Consider the following 17,988-nt stretch of genomic DNA (forward strand, 5'->3'; position numbering starts at 1 on the left):
GGTCATTCAGTCAAGGCAACCGGTGCCTGTGGTTGGGAAGAAGTGTGCGTGCGCGGCGACAATGCGACCGGAATGCAGCTGACAAGCGCCGCAGCGGCCAGGTAGTAGCCGATCACGAGCTTGTCGCCCGTCATGCCGATCAGGCTCGTCACCAGTAGGGGCGTCAGGCCGCCGAAGATCGTCACGCCGGTCGCGTACGAGAAGCCGACGCCGGTGGCGCGGAACTGAACCGGGAAGAAGCTCGCCAGCACGTTCGATGCGCAGGCCGCATAGCAGGCGAGCAGGATCGAGATGATCATCTGCACCGCGATCAGCGTGAAGCGGCCGGGATGCTGGGCTAGAAACCAGAAGAGCGGATACGCGGCTACCGCGGTGACGAGCGCGCCGACGAGCATCGGCTTGCGCACGCCGATACGGTCGGACAGCGCACCGATCAGCGGACAGGCGATCACCATCGTAATACCGTAGCCAAGTTGGCCGAGATAGCTGTCGAAGAGGCTCAGATGCAGTTCGCGTACCGCGTAGGTCGTGAAGTAGTTCGACACGTAGGTGGCGATGGTCCAGAACACCAGGATGCCGACACCGCCCAGCAGCCGCCAGCGATAGAGCATGAGTTGCGGCCACAGGTCGGCCTTGCGTTGCAGGCTCGCGCGCTCGAAGGCAGCGGTCTCCGGAATCGAACGGCGCACATACCAGCCCACCGGGCCGATCAAAAGACCGAACACGAATGCGAGACGCCACGCACCGCCCGTGATCTGCGCATCGGTAAACAGATGCGTCAGCATGAGTCCGACGAGACCCGCGAGCATCGCTCCGCCGCCTTGCGACATCTGCTGGAACGACGAGGCGAAACCCTTGTGCGACTCGCCCGCGTTCTCCACCAGCAACGCAACCGCGCCGCCGATCTCGCCGCCTGCGGAAAAGCCCTGCAATAGACGTCCGCACGCGACGATCACCGGCGCCGCCATGCCGATCGCGGCATACGAAGGGCACACGGCAGGCACGAGCGTACCGGCTGCCATCAATATCAGCGTGAGACTGAGCGCGCGTCGGCGGCCGGCGCGATCCGCGTAACGGCCGAGCACCAGCGCGCCGAGCGGACGCGCGACGAAGCCGACTGCGAACGTGATGAACGTCAGCAGCAGCGACACGAATTCCGAGTGGGTGGCGAAGAAAGTGCGGGAGATGGGGACGGCGAAAATGCCGTAGGCGATGAAGTCGTAGATCTCGAGCAGATTGCCGATCGATGCGGCCGCAAAGGTCTTGATGTCGCTTGCGGCGAGGTCGCGTGGTGGTGTGTTTCGTCGCATGGGAGCTGTGTCCGCGTATCGTTGGAATGATCGTCAACTTAACGCCAGCGCTATGCTCTTTCGGCATACTGTTTAAAAATAGCGCCGATACCTTTTGGGCATAGCCCCCGGCAAGCCCTTGCCGTACAAGGCTCGCAGCCACCCCTCATACGATGCCAAGCGGGTTAGCCCGTCTGGCTCGCGCATCTTTGGCATGCGAGACTTCGCGCAACATTACGCCTCGGTGTGCCTATGGACATCCGACACATACGCTATTTCCTCGCCGTCGCCGATTCGGGTAGCGTGGCTGCTGCGGCGCGGCAACTTCATATCGTGCAGCCGGCCTTGAGCCGACAGATTCGCGATTTGGAGGAAGAACTCGGCGCGCCGCTTTTTTCGCGCAGCGCCAAAGGCGTCGAACTGACTGCCGCCGGCGAACAGTTCGCGCTCGATGCGCGCAGGCTGTTGATCGATTTTCAGTCGGCACGGCAACGTGCGTTGAGAGTAGCGCAGGGCAGCGCGGGCGCACTGCGGCTAGGTGTATCGCCCACCTATAGCTGGCATCCGGCGATCCTGTCGCAGATCAATCGTTTCCGGCAGGCGCAGCCCGATATCTCTCTGCGCGTCGAGCCGCTGCTCGCGGCAAAGCAGTTGATCGCGCTCGCGGAAGGCAAGCTCGATGGTGGGTTTCTCGGTTGGCGCGACGTGCGCGACACGCGCTTCGACGCGATCACGGTGCTGCGCTGTGGACTGCGCATCGCGATGCCGAAGCGGGCATCGGCAATCATGAAGGTTCCGGCGCGGCTCGCCGATCTCGCACCGCTGCCATGCGTGTGGTTCGACCGCGATACCGCACCCGCCTATTACGATTTCCTGATCCGCCAGTGTCAGCTGGCCGGATTCTCGCCTAACATCGTGCAGCTTGGCGGCGATACGACGACGATTCTCGGGCTCGTGGCCGCAGGACTCGGCTATTCGATCGTGCCGGATACCTCGCTACATAGCTGCCCGCCCGGAACGCAGCTGATTGAGCATCCCGAACTGACCTTGACCTATCCGCTGGAATTCGTGTGGCGCCGCGATCATATGAACGGGCCGCTTTCTCGATTCATACGCGATATGGAGACACGCGTACCGTTCGACCCGTACGCGCAGTGGACCGACGAAGTGACGTCGGAAACCGACGCGGTGAAGTGATGCTGCTTACTGACCTGGGGTCAAAAAACAAAAGGAGTAGGGCGCTTTTTCGAATCTCGGGAAAGGGCTGAGCTGTAAAGGGCGTCCCCTTCTGGCCTGCTACCGTTCGAGGAGCGGTCGGCTGTGGCCGACCCTATGTGGTCGCTCCGAGTTCTCCGCATCAACCATTCGACGTCCGCTCATGGCCGCACAAAGACGCGTGAGTGACTTCGAGCTACGCAGCGGCCCATTCGGCGAGCGTTGCCACCGTGTTCATATTGCGGGCGGTTCCGGACTTGGCGGCTTGGATCTTCAGCTTTGATTTCGCCATGCCGTCTCCATAATGCACGTAGATCTCGCGCTTTCCGAGCGCGATCTCTTCCGCTTGTTGGCCGCTCACGCCGGATAGGGTGTCCGTGGGTGGAGGTGCATCGAGGAATATAGCGACCGTTCGATTCGGTGCTGCTGATTGGAAAGGGTTGCCCGCCAGTACGGCAGCCAACTCCACTCCGGTTCGGATTACAACGCCTACCTGCTTGCCGGCGTATGTTTCCAGGCAACGCTCCAGCTTGGTCTTTACCGACGCTTCGGAGAGGCGGCTTTCGAAGACGACGTTGCCGCTTGCGATATAGGTGCGTACCTTGGAAAAGCCGACGGATTCGCACATCGCTCGCAACTCGGCCATGGGGAGTTTGCCTGTGCCGCCGACGTTCACGGCTCGCAAGAGAGCAATATATGTGGTCATCCGTGCATTCTATCGCCACGCCTGTTGCGTGGCTTTGGGGATTGGCGGAGACGGGATCTTGCCGTGGCAATGCATTGTGGTGGCGGCTTTCGACCCATAAGAGACAACGATCTTTCTATAAAGCGGCCATTAGACTCGGCGACGTTTACGACTCAAAGCAAAAGCAGCAGGGCACCGAAGAAAAACAGGAAACATCCTGTAGCAAACTGGGCTTGGAGAAAGCCGCGCCATCCTGGATAGCCATATGGCACCGGTTGGGAGTATCGAGTCGGGATCGGCAGGCGCAAAAGCCAAGTGCGCAAGGCGTGTGTGAGCGCGAGCACTCCCCCGGCCAGGATGAATAGCGAAAACGTCCGAGGCGTATCGAACGGAATCGGAATGTCAAATACTTGCATCACAATGAGCAAAAGCGTGCCTAGTACCAACAGTCCGCATAGCAAACGATAGAGGAGAGTAAGGCTCGTTTTTAACCACGTTGGCGCATTGCTCTTGCCTTGAGGTGGAAGCGTCCAGGTCATTCTGTTTGGCGGATGGAGTCCGTGCGCGGGGAAAGGATTTGGCCTTGATTTGGATTTAACCTCATCTCATGGTCCATCGACAGATGGTTTGCGATTCCGAGATCCCCGTCGAGTGTCCTATTCTGGCCGGTTACCGCCATCACCCAGCCGGCAAGCGCTTGTGAGCTCCGGAATAAATTTCGTCTCGTCGCCCTACCGCTAGAACCAAGACGACCACGACGTCATCTTTCACCTGATAGACGAGGCGGTACCCTTTAGATCGCAGCTTGATCTTGTAACAGTCACGCATTCCACGAAGCGCCGCAGACGCAACGCGCGGCGTTTCCAGACGCTCCTCCAATTTCTTCAGGAATTGCGCCTTCGCACCGCCGTCAAGCTTCTTCCATTCCTTCAGCGCCTCTTCAACGAAATCAAGCGCGAAGGTCATCAAGCGTAACCCTCACGGTCGGTTGGTTCATGCGCTCGCGTGCGAGCTCGGCCAACTCATAGTCTTCGACTCGCTCCATGAGCGCCGAATATTGATCAGCAGTAAGAATGTATGCGACAGGTTTGTTGCGATTGAGGACCGCCACAACGCCTTCCTCTGCATGCTCGATGACGAGGTTGGGATTTGCCTTCAGCTCAGAGATCCCGACGGTTTGCTCGGCAAGTATCGTTTCCATGGTGCGCTAAAATATCCAAGTATTAGACCAAATAATAGGTCTATCAAGAGGTCTCGTCAAGCTCGCTAGCGCTATGTCTGCCCCATTTAGGGCCGGGATCGTTGGCTTGTGGCGATGCGCGGACGAGCCCTTCCATCAAAGATGATTTAAGTAGGGTCCGAACTATCGTTCCAGGCTGCACCCCGACCACGGATGCCGTGTCGACGCTCGGCGCCACGGGGAGGTCGCAGCCCGACCCGGAGCTGCCCTTTAAATTCTCGGAAAGCGGTCGTTAATGCGATAACCACCAGCGCTAGCGATCGGAAGGAAACCTATGAACGATAAAGTGTTCGACTTACGCGCGCGCGGTTGCAGTAAGACCCAACTCTTGGTGATTGCCGCTATCCTTGCAGTCGCCGCAGTGCCTGCCGCCCGGGCGGCGGGCAACACGGTAACGGTCGGTGTCGAGAAAATAGCTATTCCGGTTGTCCCAGGTTTCGATGATTACACGGCCGATCCCAAGAGCCAGCAGATTGCTGCACCGCTGATTGAATCCAACGCACAATTGCTCAGCTTCCAGGCGCAACTCGGCCGCGTTCCTCGGTACATCATCGTCAAGGTACCCAAGACTATCGCGTCGAACTCCATGTCGGTTCATGAGTTTCGCACCGTCACCGCGTACAGCCGCTCTAACCTCAAGAATCTACAGCAATACAGCGACTTGGCTACTGAGCAGGCAGCCGAGCGACGCGCACAATTGAATCAAACCCTTGTGCCGGGACATGTAGTAGAGAACATCAAATTTGATGCTCCCACCTTGGTTGGCATTGATCGCGACGACGACGTCGCATTCACGCGCACGGAGGTCGTGCCAATGAAAATTCAGGTTGACGGACAGCCGAAAACCTCGATGGTCGTAATGTGCGCGAGTGCAATTCTAGTGAAGGGCAAGTTCGTCATCGCGCAGCTGTTTGGGCCAGGTGACGAAGTAGCGTGGGCCCGATCCACATGTGACAAGTTCGTCACTGACCTTGCTATGCAAAACAATTGACTGGTCGATTTGACGACTGCGCGTTGACGTCGAGCGTCCGTTCATGGCCGGAAGGCGAAGACGGCGCCGAGCCTACCCCTCTCTGTCCTCGCACGTCTCGTCGTGCAATCGGCGCCGGAGATGCCGTGCTCATTGTTCCATTTGCGAAGGGCTGTGGCTCTTCGATGACTGTTACCGACGGTGCAGTTACGCGGTTCCGATCGGCAAGTCGGCGGGAATACGCAGCGCATCGCATCCGGAAGTCGTTGCCTTTGATGTGATCCGACACAGCCGTCGAACTCGCGACAGACCAACAGCCGAAATGACTCAATTGATCATCGGGGCGAAGCTGTTGTGAGCGACGCACCGCCCCGACAACAGATCTCAGCTCCGTTCGTCGTACCGCACCCGGTTGTGATGAATCACCGCTCGATGCACGCTTGCCCATTCCGCAAGTTGCCGAACGGTCTCTGCGAGTGACCGTCCAAGCTCGGTCAACGCGTAGTCGACTTGCGGGGGCGTCGTATCGCGGACGGTGCGTTCAACCATCCCATCGCGCTCCAGCGTCTTCAACGTCCGCGTCAACATCTGCTGCGAGATGCCGCTCACGACTCGCTTGATGACATTAAAGCGCCGTGGCTCGTGGCGAAGCGCGACCACCACCTGCATCGTCCATTTCTCTCCTACCTGACTGAATATTTCGCTGACACCACTACAGTTGCGTGGCGTCTCAGCCGATGTGGTCATATCCATATGACTTGGTCCAGAAGATATGCGTTTTCGGAAAATGGGCACCTGTCACATACTAAATGCCCGTTCCGCCTTCTTAGTGTGTCGACAATATCATGAAGCTTTTCTATCATCCCGGCGCTTGCAGTCTCGCCGTCCACATCGCGTTGATCGAAGCAGACTTGCCTTTTGAGCTCGTTAGCATTACCCGCGACAAACGCACTGCCGATGGCCGCGATTTGCTCAGCCTGAATCCGCATGGATTCGTTCCGACTCTCGAACTCGACGATGGAAACGTACTGAGCGAAGCGTTAGCCAATCTCGTGTATATCGCGGAGCGAACCGAAAAGCTACTGCCGAAAGACGGGCTTGTCCGCTGGCATGCAATCGAAGCATTGTCGTTCATGACAACCGAGCTCCACGGCAACTTCAAGCCGCTGTGGAAGCGGGCGCCCGAGTCCGAGCAAACGAGGGCGAAGCAGATCTTGACTAGGCATTTTGCTGCGCTTGCCGCGCAGCTTGGCGACAAGTCTTTCGTCACCGGCGCTCAGGCAACCATTGCAGACCTCTACCTGTTTGTCATGGTGAGATGGGCAAAAACATATGACATCGAGGTGCCGAATCTATTCGATGCGTACTTTAGCCGCATGCAGGAGCGTGCATCAGTCAAACAGGCGCTGGCCGAGGAGGGGCTAGGGTAAAGCGGCAAAGCGCCGTCAGCAGGGACGTGACTTCGGCGAGGCGTTGACGATAGAGATGTAGACAATTTGATCTAGACAAATTAATCTACATCTCTTCGTCTTCGTGCAGGGTTTCCCCATGACCAAAGCCGCCCCCATCGCGAGGCCAACCGCAGCGGAACTCGAACTTCTACGTCTCCTATGGCCAATCGCTCCTGCCACCGTTAAGCAGGTCCATCAGGCCATGCAAGAGGAACGGGCGGACGTTACCTATGCCACGGTATTGCGCCAGATGCAGGTCATGCATGGGAAGGGGCTGCTCGCGCGCGACGAGAGCGAACGGTCCCACGTTTATGCCCCCGCGCAAAGCCAAAAGATGCTGCAAACCAATCTGCTCAAGGAACTGATTCACAAAGCGTTCTCAGGTTCGGGCAAGGCACTCGTCATGGCCGCTTTGCGCAAGCACGTGACTCAGGAAGAACGAGAGGAAATTCGCAAGTTTCTGCATGGGGATGAGCAATGAGTCCTTTCTCCTGGACGCTCGTCCAGGCATTGGGATGGGCCCTCATGCAATTCGTCTGGAAAGGCGCGTTGATCGGCATGGCAACGGCGCTGTCGTTGCGGCTATTGCGCGACGCGAGCCCGCAGAGTCGCTATGCGCTGCTCTGTGTTTCGCTGCTGGTGTGTCTCGGTGTGCCGGTACTCGATATGTATCGAGGCATCGAGGCGGGGGCGCGAACATCCGATTGGCTTCTCATGATCGATTCTCAGGTCGTGCGGTCAATCCACCCCCACCGTGCGTGGACGATGAAAGACGTCATGCCCTGGCTGGTTGGGGCATGGCTCATCGGTGTCGCGGCCATGCTATGCCGTCTGGCCGCCGGCTTGCTGTGGGTGCGGCGGATCGGTCGCACGGTTTCGGATGGGCGTAGCGGCCGGTGGCAAGACAGCGTCTCTTCGCTGGCCGCGCGTTGCGGCGTATCGCGCGCGGTGACGCTGCGTGTAGCAACGCATCTATCGAGCCCGCTGACGATCGGCTGGTGGCGACCGTTGGTGTTGGTTCCGGCGGCATTGCTAACGCGCATGCCCCCCGTTCTGCTCGAGGCGTTGCTTGCGCACGAGATCGCGCATATCAAGCGTGCCGATTATTTGATCAACTTGCTGCAAAGCGTAATCGAGGCGCTGCTTTTTTATCATCCGGCGGTGTGGTGGCTGTCGCGGCAAGTTCGTATCGAGCGAGAGTGCGTGGCCGATCAAATCGCCGCCAACCTCATTCAAAGTCCGCAACGCTTGGCGTTTGCGCTCGAGCAACTGGACATTGTCCAATCGACTCCCAACGACTATGCGCTCGTTGGGCAATCGGCGCAGGGCGGCCACTTGTTGAACCGCATCAAGCGTCTTTGCGATCCCGTTCCGTATTCGACGAACTGGCCGGTATATGTCCCGGCTATCGTATTGGGCTTCGTCGCATTGTGCGCAGGGGCTCGGGCATTTTCGCCCCTACCCGCTTTACACGAAGCGGATGGCATCGTGCCGATCGGATTGCTCGAATCGAACCATGTCGTGGTGATTGACGACAACTCCGGGCAAGTCCTGGTCCGGAAGCGGCCGGACGATATCGTGCCGATCGCATCGTTGACGAAATTGATGACGGCAATGGTTGTGCTCGATACCCAGCCCGACATGAACCGCACCATTCGCGTCGACGCCCACGACGCCGAAGCGTTGCGTTCCAGTCGTACGGGATTGCCGGTCGGCTCGCGCCTGCCGCTTTATGCGGTGTTGCAACTCGCACTGATGTCCTCGAATAACAGCGCCGCCTATGCGCTGGCGCGTGACTATCCGGGCGGCTTCACGGCGTTTCGGGCCGCAATGCGTGCCAAGATCGCCGCCCTAGGGCTTAAGCACACGACGATCGACGAGCCGACGGGACTCTCGCCGCACAACACATCGACAGCAAGCGACGTCTCGGTCATGGTGAACGCCGCTGCGCGCTATCCGGCTATCGCGCGCGCGACCACCGCCTCACACAGCGTCGTCCCGATCGACGGCAAACTCGTCGAATACCGGAATACGAATCCGCTCGTCGGACAAAAAGGTTGGGACATCGCCTTGTCGAAAACCGGCTTCACCGACGCGGCGGGACGTTGCCTGATCATGCGGCTACGCACGGTTCGGGATAGCGTCACGATGGTCTTTCTAGACGCCGAACCGTCGGCGTTCCCCGTGCGCGACGCAATCAACATTCGTCGCCTCTTGTTGGCGGATAAGGTGGCCTGACGTTCGTCGCGCTGACCGCTTTTCTCACTCTGATTGACAGGACCTAACCGTGACTCATTCGATCGCGCGTCGAAAGCTATTGATTGGATTGCCTTTTCTTGCTGGATTCGGCGTGGCTCCCGCGCTCTATGCAGCCGAATCGCCGCTCGCCGATATCGAGCGTCGCAATGGTGGACGCCTCGGCGTATTCGCCATCGATACCGGCTCGGGACGTACGTTGAGCTATCGCGCCAACGAACGCTTTCTAATGTGCAGCACTTTTAAGGGCATACTCGCAGCGCAGATACTGACGCGCGTAGACAGCGGGGCGGAGCGGCTCGATCGCCTCGTGCACTATACGGAAAAAGACCTCGTCTTTACGTCGCCCGTGACTAAGGCGAATCTCGCGCGCGGCGCAATGTCGATCGATGCGCTGTGCAGAGCGATTCTGGTCGAGAGCGACAACACGGCCGCGATTTTGCTGATGCGTAGCATCGGCGGTCCCGCTGGATTGACCCGATTCGTTCGCGGGCTTGGTGACACGGTCACGCGCTCGGACCGCTACGAGCCCGACTCGAACCGTTATCACGGCCAGCTCGACACTACGACGCCAAGGGCCATCGCCACCACGGCGCAGCGCCTTTTACTCGGCGATGTATTGAGTGCCGGTTCGCGCGAGCAACTTGAGCGCGGCATGACCGACTGCAAGCCGGGCCTCAACCGGATTCGCGCTGTATTGCCGGCCGGCTGGCAGGCAGCCGACCGGCCCGGGACCAGCGTCGAAAGCGAAACCAACGACTATGCGCTGGTGCGCCCGCCCGGCCGCGCGCCGTTACTCGTCGCCGTCTACTACGATGCGCCGGGCGTCGGGATGGAGGCACGCGAAGGCGTGTTGCGCGAAGCAGGCAACGCATTCGTGCAGTGGGCGACGAGTGCGGCATGACCTCTGAGCCGTCTAGGCGCATCATGCTCAAGTGGCTAACCTAGACCACGCATGGCGTGTTTTGAGGGATATACGACCTTTGAGCCATTCCCTTCGGATCCCATAATTTGCGGAGGAATCAAGCCGGAACACAGTTCACGCGCGATTGCGTATTGAGCTGCCGGTTTGGTCAATCTCAAGCAAAGAAAGGAACGGAAGATGAGGCTCAAGAACAAATCGGCTTTGATCACGGGCGGTACCAGCGGTATCGGTCTCGCAACGGCCAAGCTTTTTATCGCGGAAGGCGCTCGGGTAGCGGTCACCGGTCGCGACCTTGCCGCACTAGAGCGCGCGAAGTCCGAGCTTGGCGAGCATGCGTTAGTTTTGAAGGGCGATGTACGTTCGCTCGACGACATGCGGGCGATTGCCGCGGAGATAAAAGAAAAGCTCGGCGGTCTAGATATCGTATTCGCCAACGCAGGTTGGGCTTTCCCGTCCGCGGTTGATGACATCGACGACGATCTCTACAACGAGATCATGGGCATTAACGTCAAGGGCGTCGTATATACGCTCCAAGCGGTCCTACCGGACTTGCGGGAAGGCTCCTCCTTCATTCTCAATACATCGTTCGTCGCCCAGACCGGCAAGCATGGCATATCGCTGACCGCGGCGGCGAAGGCCGCCGTGCGCTCGCTTGCGCGTAGTTGGTCCTACGAGTTTCTCGATCGCAAGATCCGGTTCAACGCAATCGCGCCCGGCGGCATGGACACACCCCTCCTCAGCAAATGGGGTTTATCGGATGAAGACGTCCGCAACTTCAAAAGCGAGTTCGCGAAAACGATCCCTGTCGGCCATATGGGAAAGGCAGAGGACATTGCCTACGCGGCGCTCTATCTCGCCAGCGACGAATCTTCCTACGTGGTCGGCAGCGAACTGATTGTCGACGGCGGCGCCTCGCAGCTCTAGGTCCGCGTTTTCCGACTCATGAGCCCGGTACGTTCGTCCGGCTCATCCATACCTTGATCACATGTCCACCACGCCTTCTTGTCGTGGTGGTTTTCAATCCGGCCCAACCGGGTTGCGCACGCGGACGGGGCCGAAGCGCAAGGAGAAATGATCTTGACCGACAGTAGCGAAAAGAATGGCTCCGGAAAGCCACTCACAGGAGCGGGTCGTTCGCGCCGCGATATTCTCAAGTTCGGAAGCATGGCCACGCTGGGTGCCGTGCTCGGCGGCGGAGCACTGCTTGGGCGCGCCACACCTGCTCTTGCGCAGGCAGACGCCAAAGGAGCACTTGCTCCGAATGACCCGCTCAACATTTTGATTGTCAATTACGACGGCGGGACGCTTCTCGATTTCGCCGGTCCCAGTGAGATCTTCCATCGATTGCCCAATACGAACGTTCGCTACGCAAGCCTCAATGGGGGCAGCGTGAAGCTCGAATTCGGCGTGGTGTATGGCAACACCGAAAGACTGGCCGATATCGCACAAACGGACCTGATCCTCGTGCCCGGCGGGTCTGATTTGTCGGTACCGATGGGGCCCGAGTATCAAAAGCAGATCCGGCGTTTGGCGGAAAGCGCCAAACACGTGACGTCGGTTTGCAATGGGTCATTGGTGCTCGCCGCGACGGGCGTGCTGAACGGCAAACGAAGCGCCTGCCATTGGGCCTTCGTCAACAAGCTCGCCGAGTATGGCGCGATCCCCGTGCCGGATCGATTCGTGGAAGACGACAACGGCCGCTTCATGAGCGGCGGCGGCGTTACAGCGGGCATCGATTTCGCCCTTCGCGTCGCGGCGAAGCTGCGCGGTCGACAAGCCGCCGAATTCACGCAACTCGTCATTGAATACGACCCCGCTCCGCCGTTCCACTCCGGTCATCCGAGAGACGCGCGGCCGGAAGTCGTCGCCATGGTCGACAAAGAACTGCCCGGTGCATCTAAAGGACTCGCGCGAATCCCTGGCGTTCGCTGAGATGTCCGCAGGCAATGTCGATGGGGGCCTGTAGGCATCTCGATGAAGCCGAAGCCGACATTGCTTGCCTGTCCTGCGCAATCGAACGCAGCCCCTTCGATCTAAACCCTAATCGGAAGTCCTTAAATGCAACAGAATCGTCGCGTTGCCGCGGCTATTGCCGCCTGCTTTTCCTTTTTCGCGTTTGCCGTACCCGCATTTGCCGATACCCCCCAACCTCAAGCCGAAGCGGCCATCAAAGCCGAGAATGCACGATGGGCCGACGCTTTTGCGCGAGGGGATTACGAGGCGATAGGCCGTCTCTATACCCACGACGGTACCCTCCTGCCGCCCGGTGGCGACAAAGTGACGGGTGGTAGCACGATTGCCTCATACTTCGCCAAGCGATATGCCGGGGCTAAACCCGACACCGTATCGTTCAGCAATTACGAGTTCTACGGTAGCGACGGTATCGTCACGGAGGTTTCGGATGCGGACATCCGTGACCATGCCGGAAACCTCAAATACCGCGGCAAGCAGATCCTCGTATTTCTGAAGGAGGACGGGGTGTGGAAATTGCATCGCGACATCTGGAATGATTACCCGGCCCGTAAATCCGATGGTCGTTGAGCAAATAGCGGCATAGTTAGCCAAGTACCGGGAGCGCCACGAGGGCCGGCGCTCCGCTTGTTCAGTGTGCGCGGTTCGATCTGCTTTCGCGCCGGATCGTCTGTGGAGGATGGCCATGCAGTTTGATGAAGGCCCTTCGCATCCGTTCCGGATCGGTGAATCCCACTGCCAGCGCAATCTGTTCGATCGGCTCGCTACCATCCTGTAGGCGCAGTCTCGCAGCTTCAACCCGCAAGCGTTCGACCGCCTTGGCGGGCGTTTCGCCAGTTTCCCGGCGAAATGCTCGTCCGAACTGTCGCAGACTCAGTCGCGCCGCATCGGCGAGTCGCTCGACAGGTAACGCTTCGGCCAGATGTTCCCTGGCGAAGTTCAGGGCGATGCGGATGCGATCCGATTCCGGCTCCATCTGCGACATCGCGGAGAATTGGGACTGCCCGCCCGGTCGACGATACGGAACAACCAAAAGCCTGGAAACAGCGCGCGCGGTATCCGAACCTAGATCTTTCTCGATCATGCCGAGCGCCAGATCTATTCCCGAGGCGATCCCGGCCGACGTCCAAATATGGCCGTCCACGATATAAATGCTATTGCCCTCGACTTTGGTGCGGGGGAAGCGCGACTGAAAAAGAGCCGCATATCGCCAATGTGTCGTTGCGCTCAATCCATCCAGCAGACCGGTCTCCGCCAGCAGAAACGCTCCCGTACACACGCTCGCCACGCGCGATGCCTTAGCGGCTAATTTTTTGGCGGCGGCGATGTTCTCCGATGTCAGCATCGGATCGATATCGCCACCCACGAAAACGATGGTATCGAACTTGCGCTTTCCGATCGGCTTTGTCTCGATCGGAACGCCCGTGTTGCCGGGGACGGGGCCCCCGGACTGCGAAATGACATGGAGATCGTACCGAGGATGGCCGGCGACTGTAGCCACCTGATTAAACGCCGAGAGCGGCCCGCCGAGATCGAGCGCATCGTGGCCGCGGCAAACGAAAAATCCAATGCGATGCATAGCGACGTTGGTGGAAGGCAAAAGGAAGACCTATTTTACGGAAAACCCTCCGATAACGTCATGTCGCCGCCGATGAGGTCAACTCGTCAATTGTGCCCTCATCGAATACCCCACAGCCGATTCGCTACCCCAAGTACGGCCGCTCCGCCGAGAACAGTGCGCGGCGTGCGAAGGTACGCCATTGCTCGGGGGCGCGAGTGCCCATCACATAGATTCCTGCCACCAGGGCTTGAGCTCGCAGTTCTACGGGAAGACCATCCAACAAGCGGACGGCCGCAACGTCGCCGGCGCGTGCCAAGGCGAGGAAGCGGTCCAGCCTCGACGGAAAATCCGGCATGTCGTACTGCTTAACCATCATGGCCTCGAGCGCTCGGATAGCCGGTGTGCTGGCCTGGGCGCCCATGGCAAGAGCCAATATCGCCGTGTACTGATCGATGCCTTCGTCCGCGGATAAGCTTTGCGCACGCGCGCGCAGTTCGGGTGAAGCACCGTATGAGGCCGCGGCCATCCGCAATACGTGGGCGTAAGCAGGTGTGCCGACGGAGGATGACACCGCATCATCCAGCTTGCCGCGGCCGAGCAGGATAATCGGCAGATACGCTTCGGCGGGTCGCGTGTCCGCCGGCTCGTACATCAGCAGCGCGCGCACCGTGGAAGACTGCTCAGCCAGCGACGCTTCGCGGGATTTCGCCGCCTCCGGATCGACGAGGCGCGCCATGCGCAGCGACTCGACGGCGGCGAATTCGTGCAGCGCATCGTTCTTGAGCGCCACGTCGTAGTCGGCCAGCGCCTCGAGGTAGCGTCCTTGAAGGCTGGCGTCCCAGCCGACTGCATTGGCGTACCACGCAGAATCGGGCCAGCGTCGATGGGCGGCTTTGAACGCTGCGTCCTTGTCCGGACCGGCAGGCATGCACCGCGTGGCGAGGTAGGCGAGATCCGGCTGGTCCGGGGACGTGTCGGCCAGTGCCCGTTGCCGGGCGCAGACGATATCGTGCGCAGCCGTACCCTTGGCCGCGTCCTGCTCGAACCGCATGGCCACCACGTCGATCGGGAAGCGCGCGCGGCGTGCCGCGAAGGCTTCGTCGAAATCGGGAATGGGGCTGGCCAAGTGTAGCCAGTCGTCAAGATGCGCACTGTCGGGCGCATCGTATCGAACATGCGATAGCAGCACAGGCGCGGCGGCGGTCTTGTCGTTCAACTGCTTAACGAGCGCTTCAGGCGTCAAGTCATCGCTGCCCTCGAGGACGGTGCGAGTCCCGCCTCCGCCGTTACTCTTGATGCTGGTCGGAGGCGCGGCAAACACGACGTCGGTGGTAGCGGGCTGCCAACGCCGCGGTGCCAACAAGGCGGGCGGTGCAGCCGCGGCGGAGCCGTATGCCGCGGTCCATTGGCGCAACGGCGCGGCGCTCGCTACGGTGTAGACGAAATGCTTGTCTGCGCGGTCGATCGGAACGCGGAACGCTTCGATCCGATCGCCGTCTTGCGTAAGCGCTTCGACGGCGATGTCGCGACCGGCGTGAACCTCGACACTGGCATGCGCGTTCGGCGCGAGCGTGAGCCGCTGGCCGTCTACGGTCGCTATCACCGTTCGCGCCAATGGGTTGTAGACCACGACCGAAGCTTCGTCGATCGACCAACCGAACAACAACACCGCGCCGACAATGCCAGTGGCTGCGGCAGCGCGTGCCAGCCCTGGAAGAAACCCGTTCGCGGAGCGGAAGCGCTCCCAGAAATCAGGATGCTCGATGCGCTGGAAGCGCTCGGTATCGATGACGAGCGTGCTGTATTCGGAAGGGGCCGTGGGTGCCTCGGCGGGCGCGTCGGGCAGCGGTTCGCCGCGAGTGGCTGCGGCGATACCCGCCTCGCTGCGCAGCAATTCGCCAAGCGCGGCGCGGCCGAGCCGCGACAGGCACCCGGCCGCATGATTGACCCAGCTATCGACCAAGCGCAGCCAATCGTTGATGTTTTCGCGCACGGGATTGCGCAGGTCGAGCCCGCCTAACATCGTAGACCAGCTTTCTTGACCGAGTTCGGCGAGAATTCGCTCGCCCGGCTGAAGGTGGGCCCTCATACCAAACACGTCGGTTAGCGCGCGCTGCACGGATTCTGCGTTGGCCAGGACCTCTTTCACGCCGCGCTTGTTGACCGATCCCGTCGTTGTGACACGTTGCCAGCAGCGCGCGAGAGCCGCTTGCGTGTCGCGCAGTTCCGCCTCGGCGTGATTCGCGTAATGCAGCACGTGCAAGAGGCCTTTCAGATAGGCATGCCATTGGGGCGACAGTCGTTCGGCGTGAGTGAGATGTAGGCTGCGCACATGCTTGAGCACAGCCGCCAAACGCGCGCGTATCTGAGCGCGTTCAGCCCCCAAGGTATCGATGGCCGGTTGCAGTTCGCTCCGCTTGATGATGCGCCCGCGGTGGCGAATCACGCCGTCGGCGGCAACGTAGGCGCCGTCCCGCAGCGAACGCAGCAACGCATGCTCGCGATCCGCTGCTCGCAGCGCATCCAAATCCTGACTGATCGAAGCGGGATACAACGTCTCCGGATCGAGAGTCCCATCTGCCGGCACCTGCGCGTACAGGTCGTCGACGTGCGCGGCGTGGCGCGTGACGGGGAAACCCAGATAGATGCCACGATAGTCCGGCTTGAGTTGCTCGATGGCGAATTGGTCGTCAAGTCGTTGCAAGGTGACGTCCGGCTCAGCCACGGCGTGCTCGTTCTGGCCTATCAACTGCTGGGTAATACGCTCGCGCAAGGCGGGTGCGTTCTCGAAGATGGTCCAGGCGCTGCGCGTGTCCTCCGGCGCAGTTAGATAGATGCGCTTGGCGTTTTCTTCGCGCTCGTGGTTTAGAGGATGGGTTGCCCACATGCGCGGCGGTTGAGCGAGTTCCGCCTTGAAGACGCGAAACGCGGCGGACTCGGTGTCAGGCACTTTGGGCCGCAGGCCGTAAGCTGGGTCGTTATAAATGTGGCCGAGCCGGGCGGCGACAGCCTGTTGCACGACAAAGACGTCGCGGGGTGGGCGCTCGGAGGCGGCTTCGCCGCGCGCGAAACCCACGGCGCGCTCCCAGGCGTCGTCGGCTACCTGCAATTGATGCAGCGCGTGGATCAGTGCATCGCTGCCGGTGAGCGAGACGGCGACCAAATCGGCTTGCATTTCCATCTCGCGCGATAGCGCGCGTTGAACGATCATCACCAGCCGGAACGCCGTATCGACGATCGAACGCAGCGCCCACACGATAAGGCCGAGCCCCCAGCCGATCCATGCTACGCGAATGTCGAAATTCGATAGGCGTCGCACGAAGCCATCCAGCGCATCGCGCTTGCCGACGATATGCGCCGCGATCTGCTGGGTGGTGTACACCCACCGCCCGAGTGCCATGGAGCGCTGTGCGAAATGCCCGAACTCGTGCGCACAGACGGCCTTGAACTCGCTCAGGTTGAGCATGTTTACCAACGGCAGGCCGATCTCGAGGTTCTTGCGCGACGGGAAGAACAAGTTGACGAGCGACAGGTCATAGAACACCGCCGCGTTGACTCGACCGCTCAAAAACACCTTGTGGGGCCGAGGCGCGCCGGCCTCGTCCGCCATCCGATCGAGGAAGGCGAATAGGCCCGGCTGCTCCGCTCGCTCGAGTTCGATCGCACCTGCGTATTTGCCTTTCTTGATAAAGAACAGCGCCTTGATCAGGAACGCGGTCAGAAATAGGCTGGATGCACAGACAAGGACATCGATCGGACTCGAATGCGCATTCAGTGCCAGTAGTCGGTTGATGCCTGTCGTCGCGAACCAAACCGTCAAAGCAAGGTATAGCGCGATGAAGATGACCAGCCCGGCCACTGCCATCCAGGCTTTGCGCTTATAGGACGCACTGGGCCGCGTGAAGCCGACCGGCACTTCCGAAGGACCCGCAGGGTAGTGGTTTTCCATAGCAGATGTGGTAGCTGAACGATTTAGAACGAACGGCGGACGGAGCCAAGGCGGCGCACCCCAACAATGGAGTTGCTGTTCCTTGCTAATTCGGTCGCAGCGAGAAGCGAGGCGGCATGTGGCGTGTCTTTATTTGATGAAGAATGAGAATTGACCCAATCTTTTAGATCTTCGCCCAGGCCTCGAACAAGGCAATTCGCGCATGGGGATTCGGTATCCTAACGGCAATTGCGAGGAAAACTTGAGTCGAACGGAGCCGCAACGCGCCCTTCAATGAGTGCGCGGCTTATACGAAAAATTGGCGCTGTACGAGGGGCAATACGATCTCGCGCGCTATGGAGACATGCTCATCCGCGCGAGCCGTGGAGCAAAACGCGGCCGCATATAGCCTATAAGTTAAAAATATCCAGACAAGTCAGTATGTTTTATCAATTTATTTTCCCGATCCGAGTTTGCTCTTTAGCCGATGATCGGTT

Annotated in this window: 17 protein-coding genes; 9 read left to right on the plus strand and 8 right to left on the minus strand. The window is 59.9% G+C overall.

All coding sequences use genetic code 11. The annotated features are described in order from the left end of the window. Positions 1 to 2 precede the first annotated feature (2 nt). A complete protein-coding gene (locus tag AB1286_RS22110; protein ID WP_430365389.1) occupies positions 3 to 1,310 on the minus strand; it encodes an MFS transporter in 1,308 nt (435 codons plus the stop codon). Positions 1,311 to 1,541: 231 nt separating this feature from the next. On the opposite strand from AB1286_RS22110, the gene AB1286_RS22115 reads away from it, so the two are divergent. Further along, positions 1,542 to 2,486 carry a LysR family transcriptional regulator gene (locus tag AB1286_RS22115; protein ID WP_430365390.1) on the plus strand — a complete coding sequence of 315 codons (945 nt, stop codon included), beginning with the start codon at positions 1,542 to 1,544 and terminating at the stop codon, positions 2,484 to 2,486. A 214-nt stretch (positions 2,487 to 2,700) separates the two neighbouring features. Here AB1286_RS22115 and AB1286_RS22120 read toward each other — a convergent pair whose 3' ends face one another. The 4 genes from AB1286_RS22120 to AB1286_RS22135 form a co-directional block, all read right to left on the minus strand. Beyond that, positions 2,701 to 3,210: a DUF1697 domain-containing protein gene (locus AB1286_RS22120; RefSeq protein ID WP_430365391.1), complete on the minus strand. Its 510-nt coding sequence runs from the start codon at positions 3,208 to 3,210 to the stop codon at positions 2,701 to 2,703. 152 nt (positions 3,211 to 3,362) lie between these two features. After that, the gene (locus AB1286_RS22125; protein ID WP_430365392.1) at positions 3,363 to 3,728 is read right to left on the minus strand and encodes a hypothetical protein; all 366 of its coding nucleotides are present in this window, start codon (positions 3,726 to 3,728) and stop codon (positions 3,363 to 3,365) included. A 139-nt stretch (positions 3,729 to 3,867) separates the two neighbouring features. After that, entirely contained in the window at positions 3,868 to 4,155 is a 288-nt protein-coding gene (locus AB1286_RS22130) for a type II toxin-antitoxin system RelE family toxin (protein ID WP_430365393.1), read from the minus strand. Then, on the minus strand, positions 4,139 to 4,390 hold the full coding sequence (locus AB1286_RS22135) for a type II toxin-antitoxin system Phd/YefM family antitoxin (RefSeq protein WP_430365394.1): 252 nt from the start codon (positions 4,388 to 4,390) through the stop codon (positions 4,139 to 4,141). The genes AB1286_RS22130 and AB1286_RS22135 overlap by 17 nt, the downstream gene beginning before the upstream one ends. A gap of 313 nt (positions 4,391 to 4,703) precedes the next feature. Between AB1286_RS22135 and AB1286_RS22140 the strand changes: the two genes are divergently transcribed. Beyond that, positions 4,704 to 5,420, plus strand: a complete 717-nt coding sequence (locus AB1286_RS22140) for a hypothetical protein (protein WP_430365395.1) — start codon at positions 4,704 to 4,706, stop codon at positions 5,418 to 5,420. A gap of 363 nt (positions 5,421 to 5,783) precedes the next feature. Here the strand turns inward: AB1286_RS22140 and AB1286_RS22145 are convergent, their stop codons facing one another. Next, positions 5,784 to 6,152, minus strand: coding sequence for a winged helix-turn-helix transcriptional regulator (locus AB1286_RS22145; RefSeq protein ID WP_430365396.1), 369 nt, complete (start codon positions 6,150 to 6,152; stop codon positions 5,784 to 5,786). 92 nt (positions 6,153 to 6,244) lie between these two features. Here AB1286_RS22145 and AB1286_RS22150 point away from each other — a divergent pair, with 92 nt between their 5' ends. The 7 genes from AB1286_RS22150 to AB1286_RS22180 all read left to right on the plus strand — a co-directional run bounded on the left by AB1286_RS22150 (position 6,245) and on the right by AB1286_RS22180 (position 12,572). Continuing rightward, positions 6,245 to 6,829, plus strand: coding sequence for a glutathione S-transferase C-terminal domain-containing protein (locus AB1286_RS22150; RefSeq protein ID WP_430365397.1), 585 nt, complete (start codon positions 6,245 to 6,247; stop codon positions 6,827 to 6,829). Between the two features lie 118 nt (positions 6,830 to 6,947). Further along, the gene (locus AB1286_RS22155) at positions 6,948 to 7,331 is read left to right on the plus strand and encodes a BlaI/MecI/CopY family transcriptional regulator (RefSeq protein WP_430365398.1); all 384 of its coding nucleotides are present in this window, start codon (positions 6,948 to 6,950) and stop codon (positions 7,329 to 7,331) included. Continuing rightward, entirely contained in the window at positions 7,328 to 9,088 is a 1,761-nt protein-coding gene (locus tag AB1286_RS22160; protein ID WP_430365399.1) for a M56 family metallopeptidase, read from the plus strand. The genes AB1286_RS22155 and AB1286_RS22160 overlap by 4 nt, the downstream gene beginning before the upstream one ends. Before the next feature lie 49 nt (positions 9,089 to 9,137). Then, complete coding sequence (gene bla, locus AB1286_RS22165) at positions 9,138 to 10,010, plus strand: class A beta-lactamase (protein ID WP_430365400.1); 873 nt, start codon at positions 9,138 to 9,140, stop codon at positions 10,008 to 10,010. Positions 10,011 to 10,208: 198 nt separating this feature from the next. Next, complete coding sequence (locus AB1286_RS22170; RefSeq protein WP_430365401.1) at positions 10,209 to 10,955, plus strand: SDR family oxidoreductase; 747 nt, start codon at positions 10,209 to 10,211, stop codon at positions 10,953 to 10,955. A gap of 147 nt (positions 10,956 to 11,102) precedes the next feature. Continuing rightward, complete coding sequence (locus AB1286_RS22175) at positions 11,103 to 11,963, plus strand: DJ-1/PfpI family protein (protein ID WP_430365402.1); 861 nt, start codon at positions 11,103 to 11,105, stop codon at positions 11,961 to 11,963. A 126-nt stretch (positions 11,964 to 12,089) separates the two neighbouring features. After that, positions 12,090 to 12,572 (plus strand): YybH family protein, encoded by a 483-nt coding sequence (locus tag AB1286_RS22180; RefSeq protein ID WP_430365403.1) that lies wholly within the window; start codon positions 12,090 to 12,092, stop codon positions 12,570 to 12,572. A gap of 61 nt (positions 12,573 to 12,633) precedes the next feature. On the opposite strand, the gene AB1286_RS22185 is transcribed toward AB1286_RS22180, so the two are convergent. Together AB1286_RS22185 and AB1286_RS22190 are read right to left on the minus strand one after the other, a co-directional pair. After that, on the minus strand, positions 12,634 to 13,581 hold the full coding sequence (locus AB1286_RS22185; RefSeq protein ID WP_430365404.1) for a GlxA family transcriptional regulator: 948 nt from the start codon (positions 13,579 to 13,581) through the stop codon (positions 12,634 to 12,636). A 124-nt stretch (positions 13,582 to 13,705) separates the two neighbouring features. Next, on the minus strand, positions 13,706 to 17,512 hold the full coding sequence (locus AB1286_RS22190) for a M48 family metallopeptidase (protein WP_430365405.1): 3,807 nt from the start codon (positions 17,510 to 17,512) through the stop codon (positions 13,706 to 13,708). Positions 17,513 to 17,988 lie beyond the last annotated feature (476 nt).

The organism is Trinickia sp. NRRL B-1857 (assembly GCF_050470685.1).
GTDB lineage: Bacteria > Pseudomonadota > Gammaproteobacteria > Burkholderiales > Burkholderiaceae > Trinickia.

Excerpts from the sequence above, each read along its gene's own strand:
- AB1286_RS22110 (WP_430365389.1), bottom strand. The coding sequence starts at position 1,310 with ATGCGACGAAACACACCACCACGCGACCTCGCCGCAAGCGACATCAAG.
- AB1286_RS22115 (WP_430365390.1), top strand. The coding sequence starts at position 1,542 with ATGGACATCCGACACATACGCTATTTCCTCGCCGTCGCCGATTCGGGT.
- AB1286_RS22120 (WP_430365391.1), bottom strand. The coding sequence starts at position 3,210 with ATGACCACATATATTGCTCTCTTGCGAGCCGTGAACGTCGGCGGCACA.
- AB1286_RS22125 (WP_430365392.1), bottom strand. The coding sequence starts at position 3,728 with ATGACCTGGACGCTTCCACCTCAAGGCAAGAGCAATGCGCCAACGTGG.
- AB1286_RS22130 (WP_430365393.1), bottom strand. The coding sequence starts at position 4,155 with ATGACCTTCGCGCTTGATTTCGTTGAAGAGGCGCTGAAGGAATGGAAG.
- AB1286_RS22135 (WP_430365394.1), bottom strand. The coding sequence starts at position 4,390 with ATGGAAACGATACTTGCCGAGCAAACCGTCGGGATCTCTGAGCTGAAG.
- AB1286_RS22140 (WP_430365395.1), top strand. The coding sequence starts at position 4,704 with ATGAACGATAAAGTGTTCGACTTACGCGCGCGCGGTTGCAGTAAGACC.
- AB1286_RS22145 (WP_430365396.1), bottom strand. The coding sequence starts at position 6,152 with ATGGATATGACCACATCGGCTGAGACGCCACGCAACTGTAGTGGTGTC.
- AB1286_RS22150 (WP_430365397.1), top strand. The coding sequence starts at position 6,245 with ATGAAGCTTTTCTATCATCCCGGCGCTTGCAGTCTCGCCGTCCACATC.
- AB1286_RS22155 (WP_430365398.1), top strand. The coding sequence starts at position 6,948 with ATGACCAAAGCCGCCCCCATCGCGAGGCCAACCGCAGCGGAACTCGAA.
- AB1286_RS22160 (WP_430365399.1), top strand. The coding sequence starts at position 7,328 with ATGAGTCCTTTCTCCTGGACGCTCGTCCAGGCATTGGGATGGGCCCTC.
- AB1286_RS22170 (WP_430365401.1), top strand. The coding sequence starts at position 10,209 with ATGAGGCTCAAGAACAAATCGGCTTTGATCACGGGCGGTACCAGCGGT.
- AB1286_RS22175 (WP_430365402.1), top strand. The coding sequence starts at position 11,103 with ATGATCTTGACCGACAGTAGCGAAAAGAATGGCTCCGGAAAGCCACTC.
- AB1286_RS22180 (WP_430365403.1), top strand. The coding sequence starts at position 12,090 with ATGCAACAGAATCGTCGCGTTGCCGCGGCTATTGCCGCCTGCTTTTCC.
- AB1286_RS22185 (WP_430365404.1), bottom strand. The coding sequence starts at position 13,581 with ATGCATCGCATTGGATTTTTCGTTTGCCGCGGCCACGATGCGCTCGAT.
- AB1286_RS22190 (WP_430365405.1), bottom strand. The coding sequence starts at position 17,512 with ATGGAAAACCACTACCCTGCGGGTCCTTCGGAAGTGCCGGTCGGCTTC.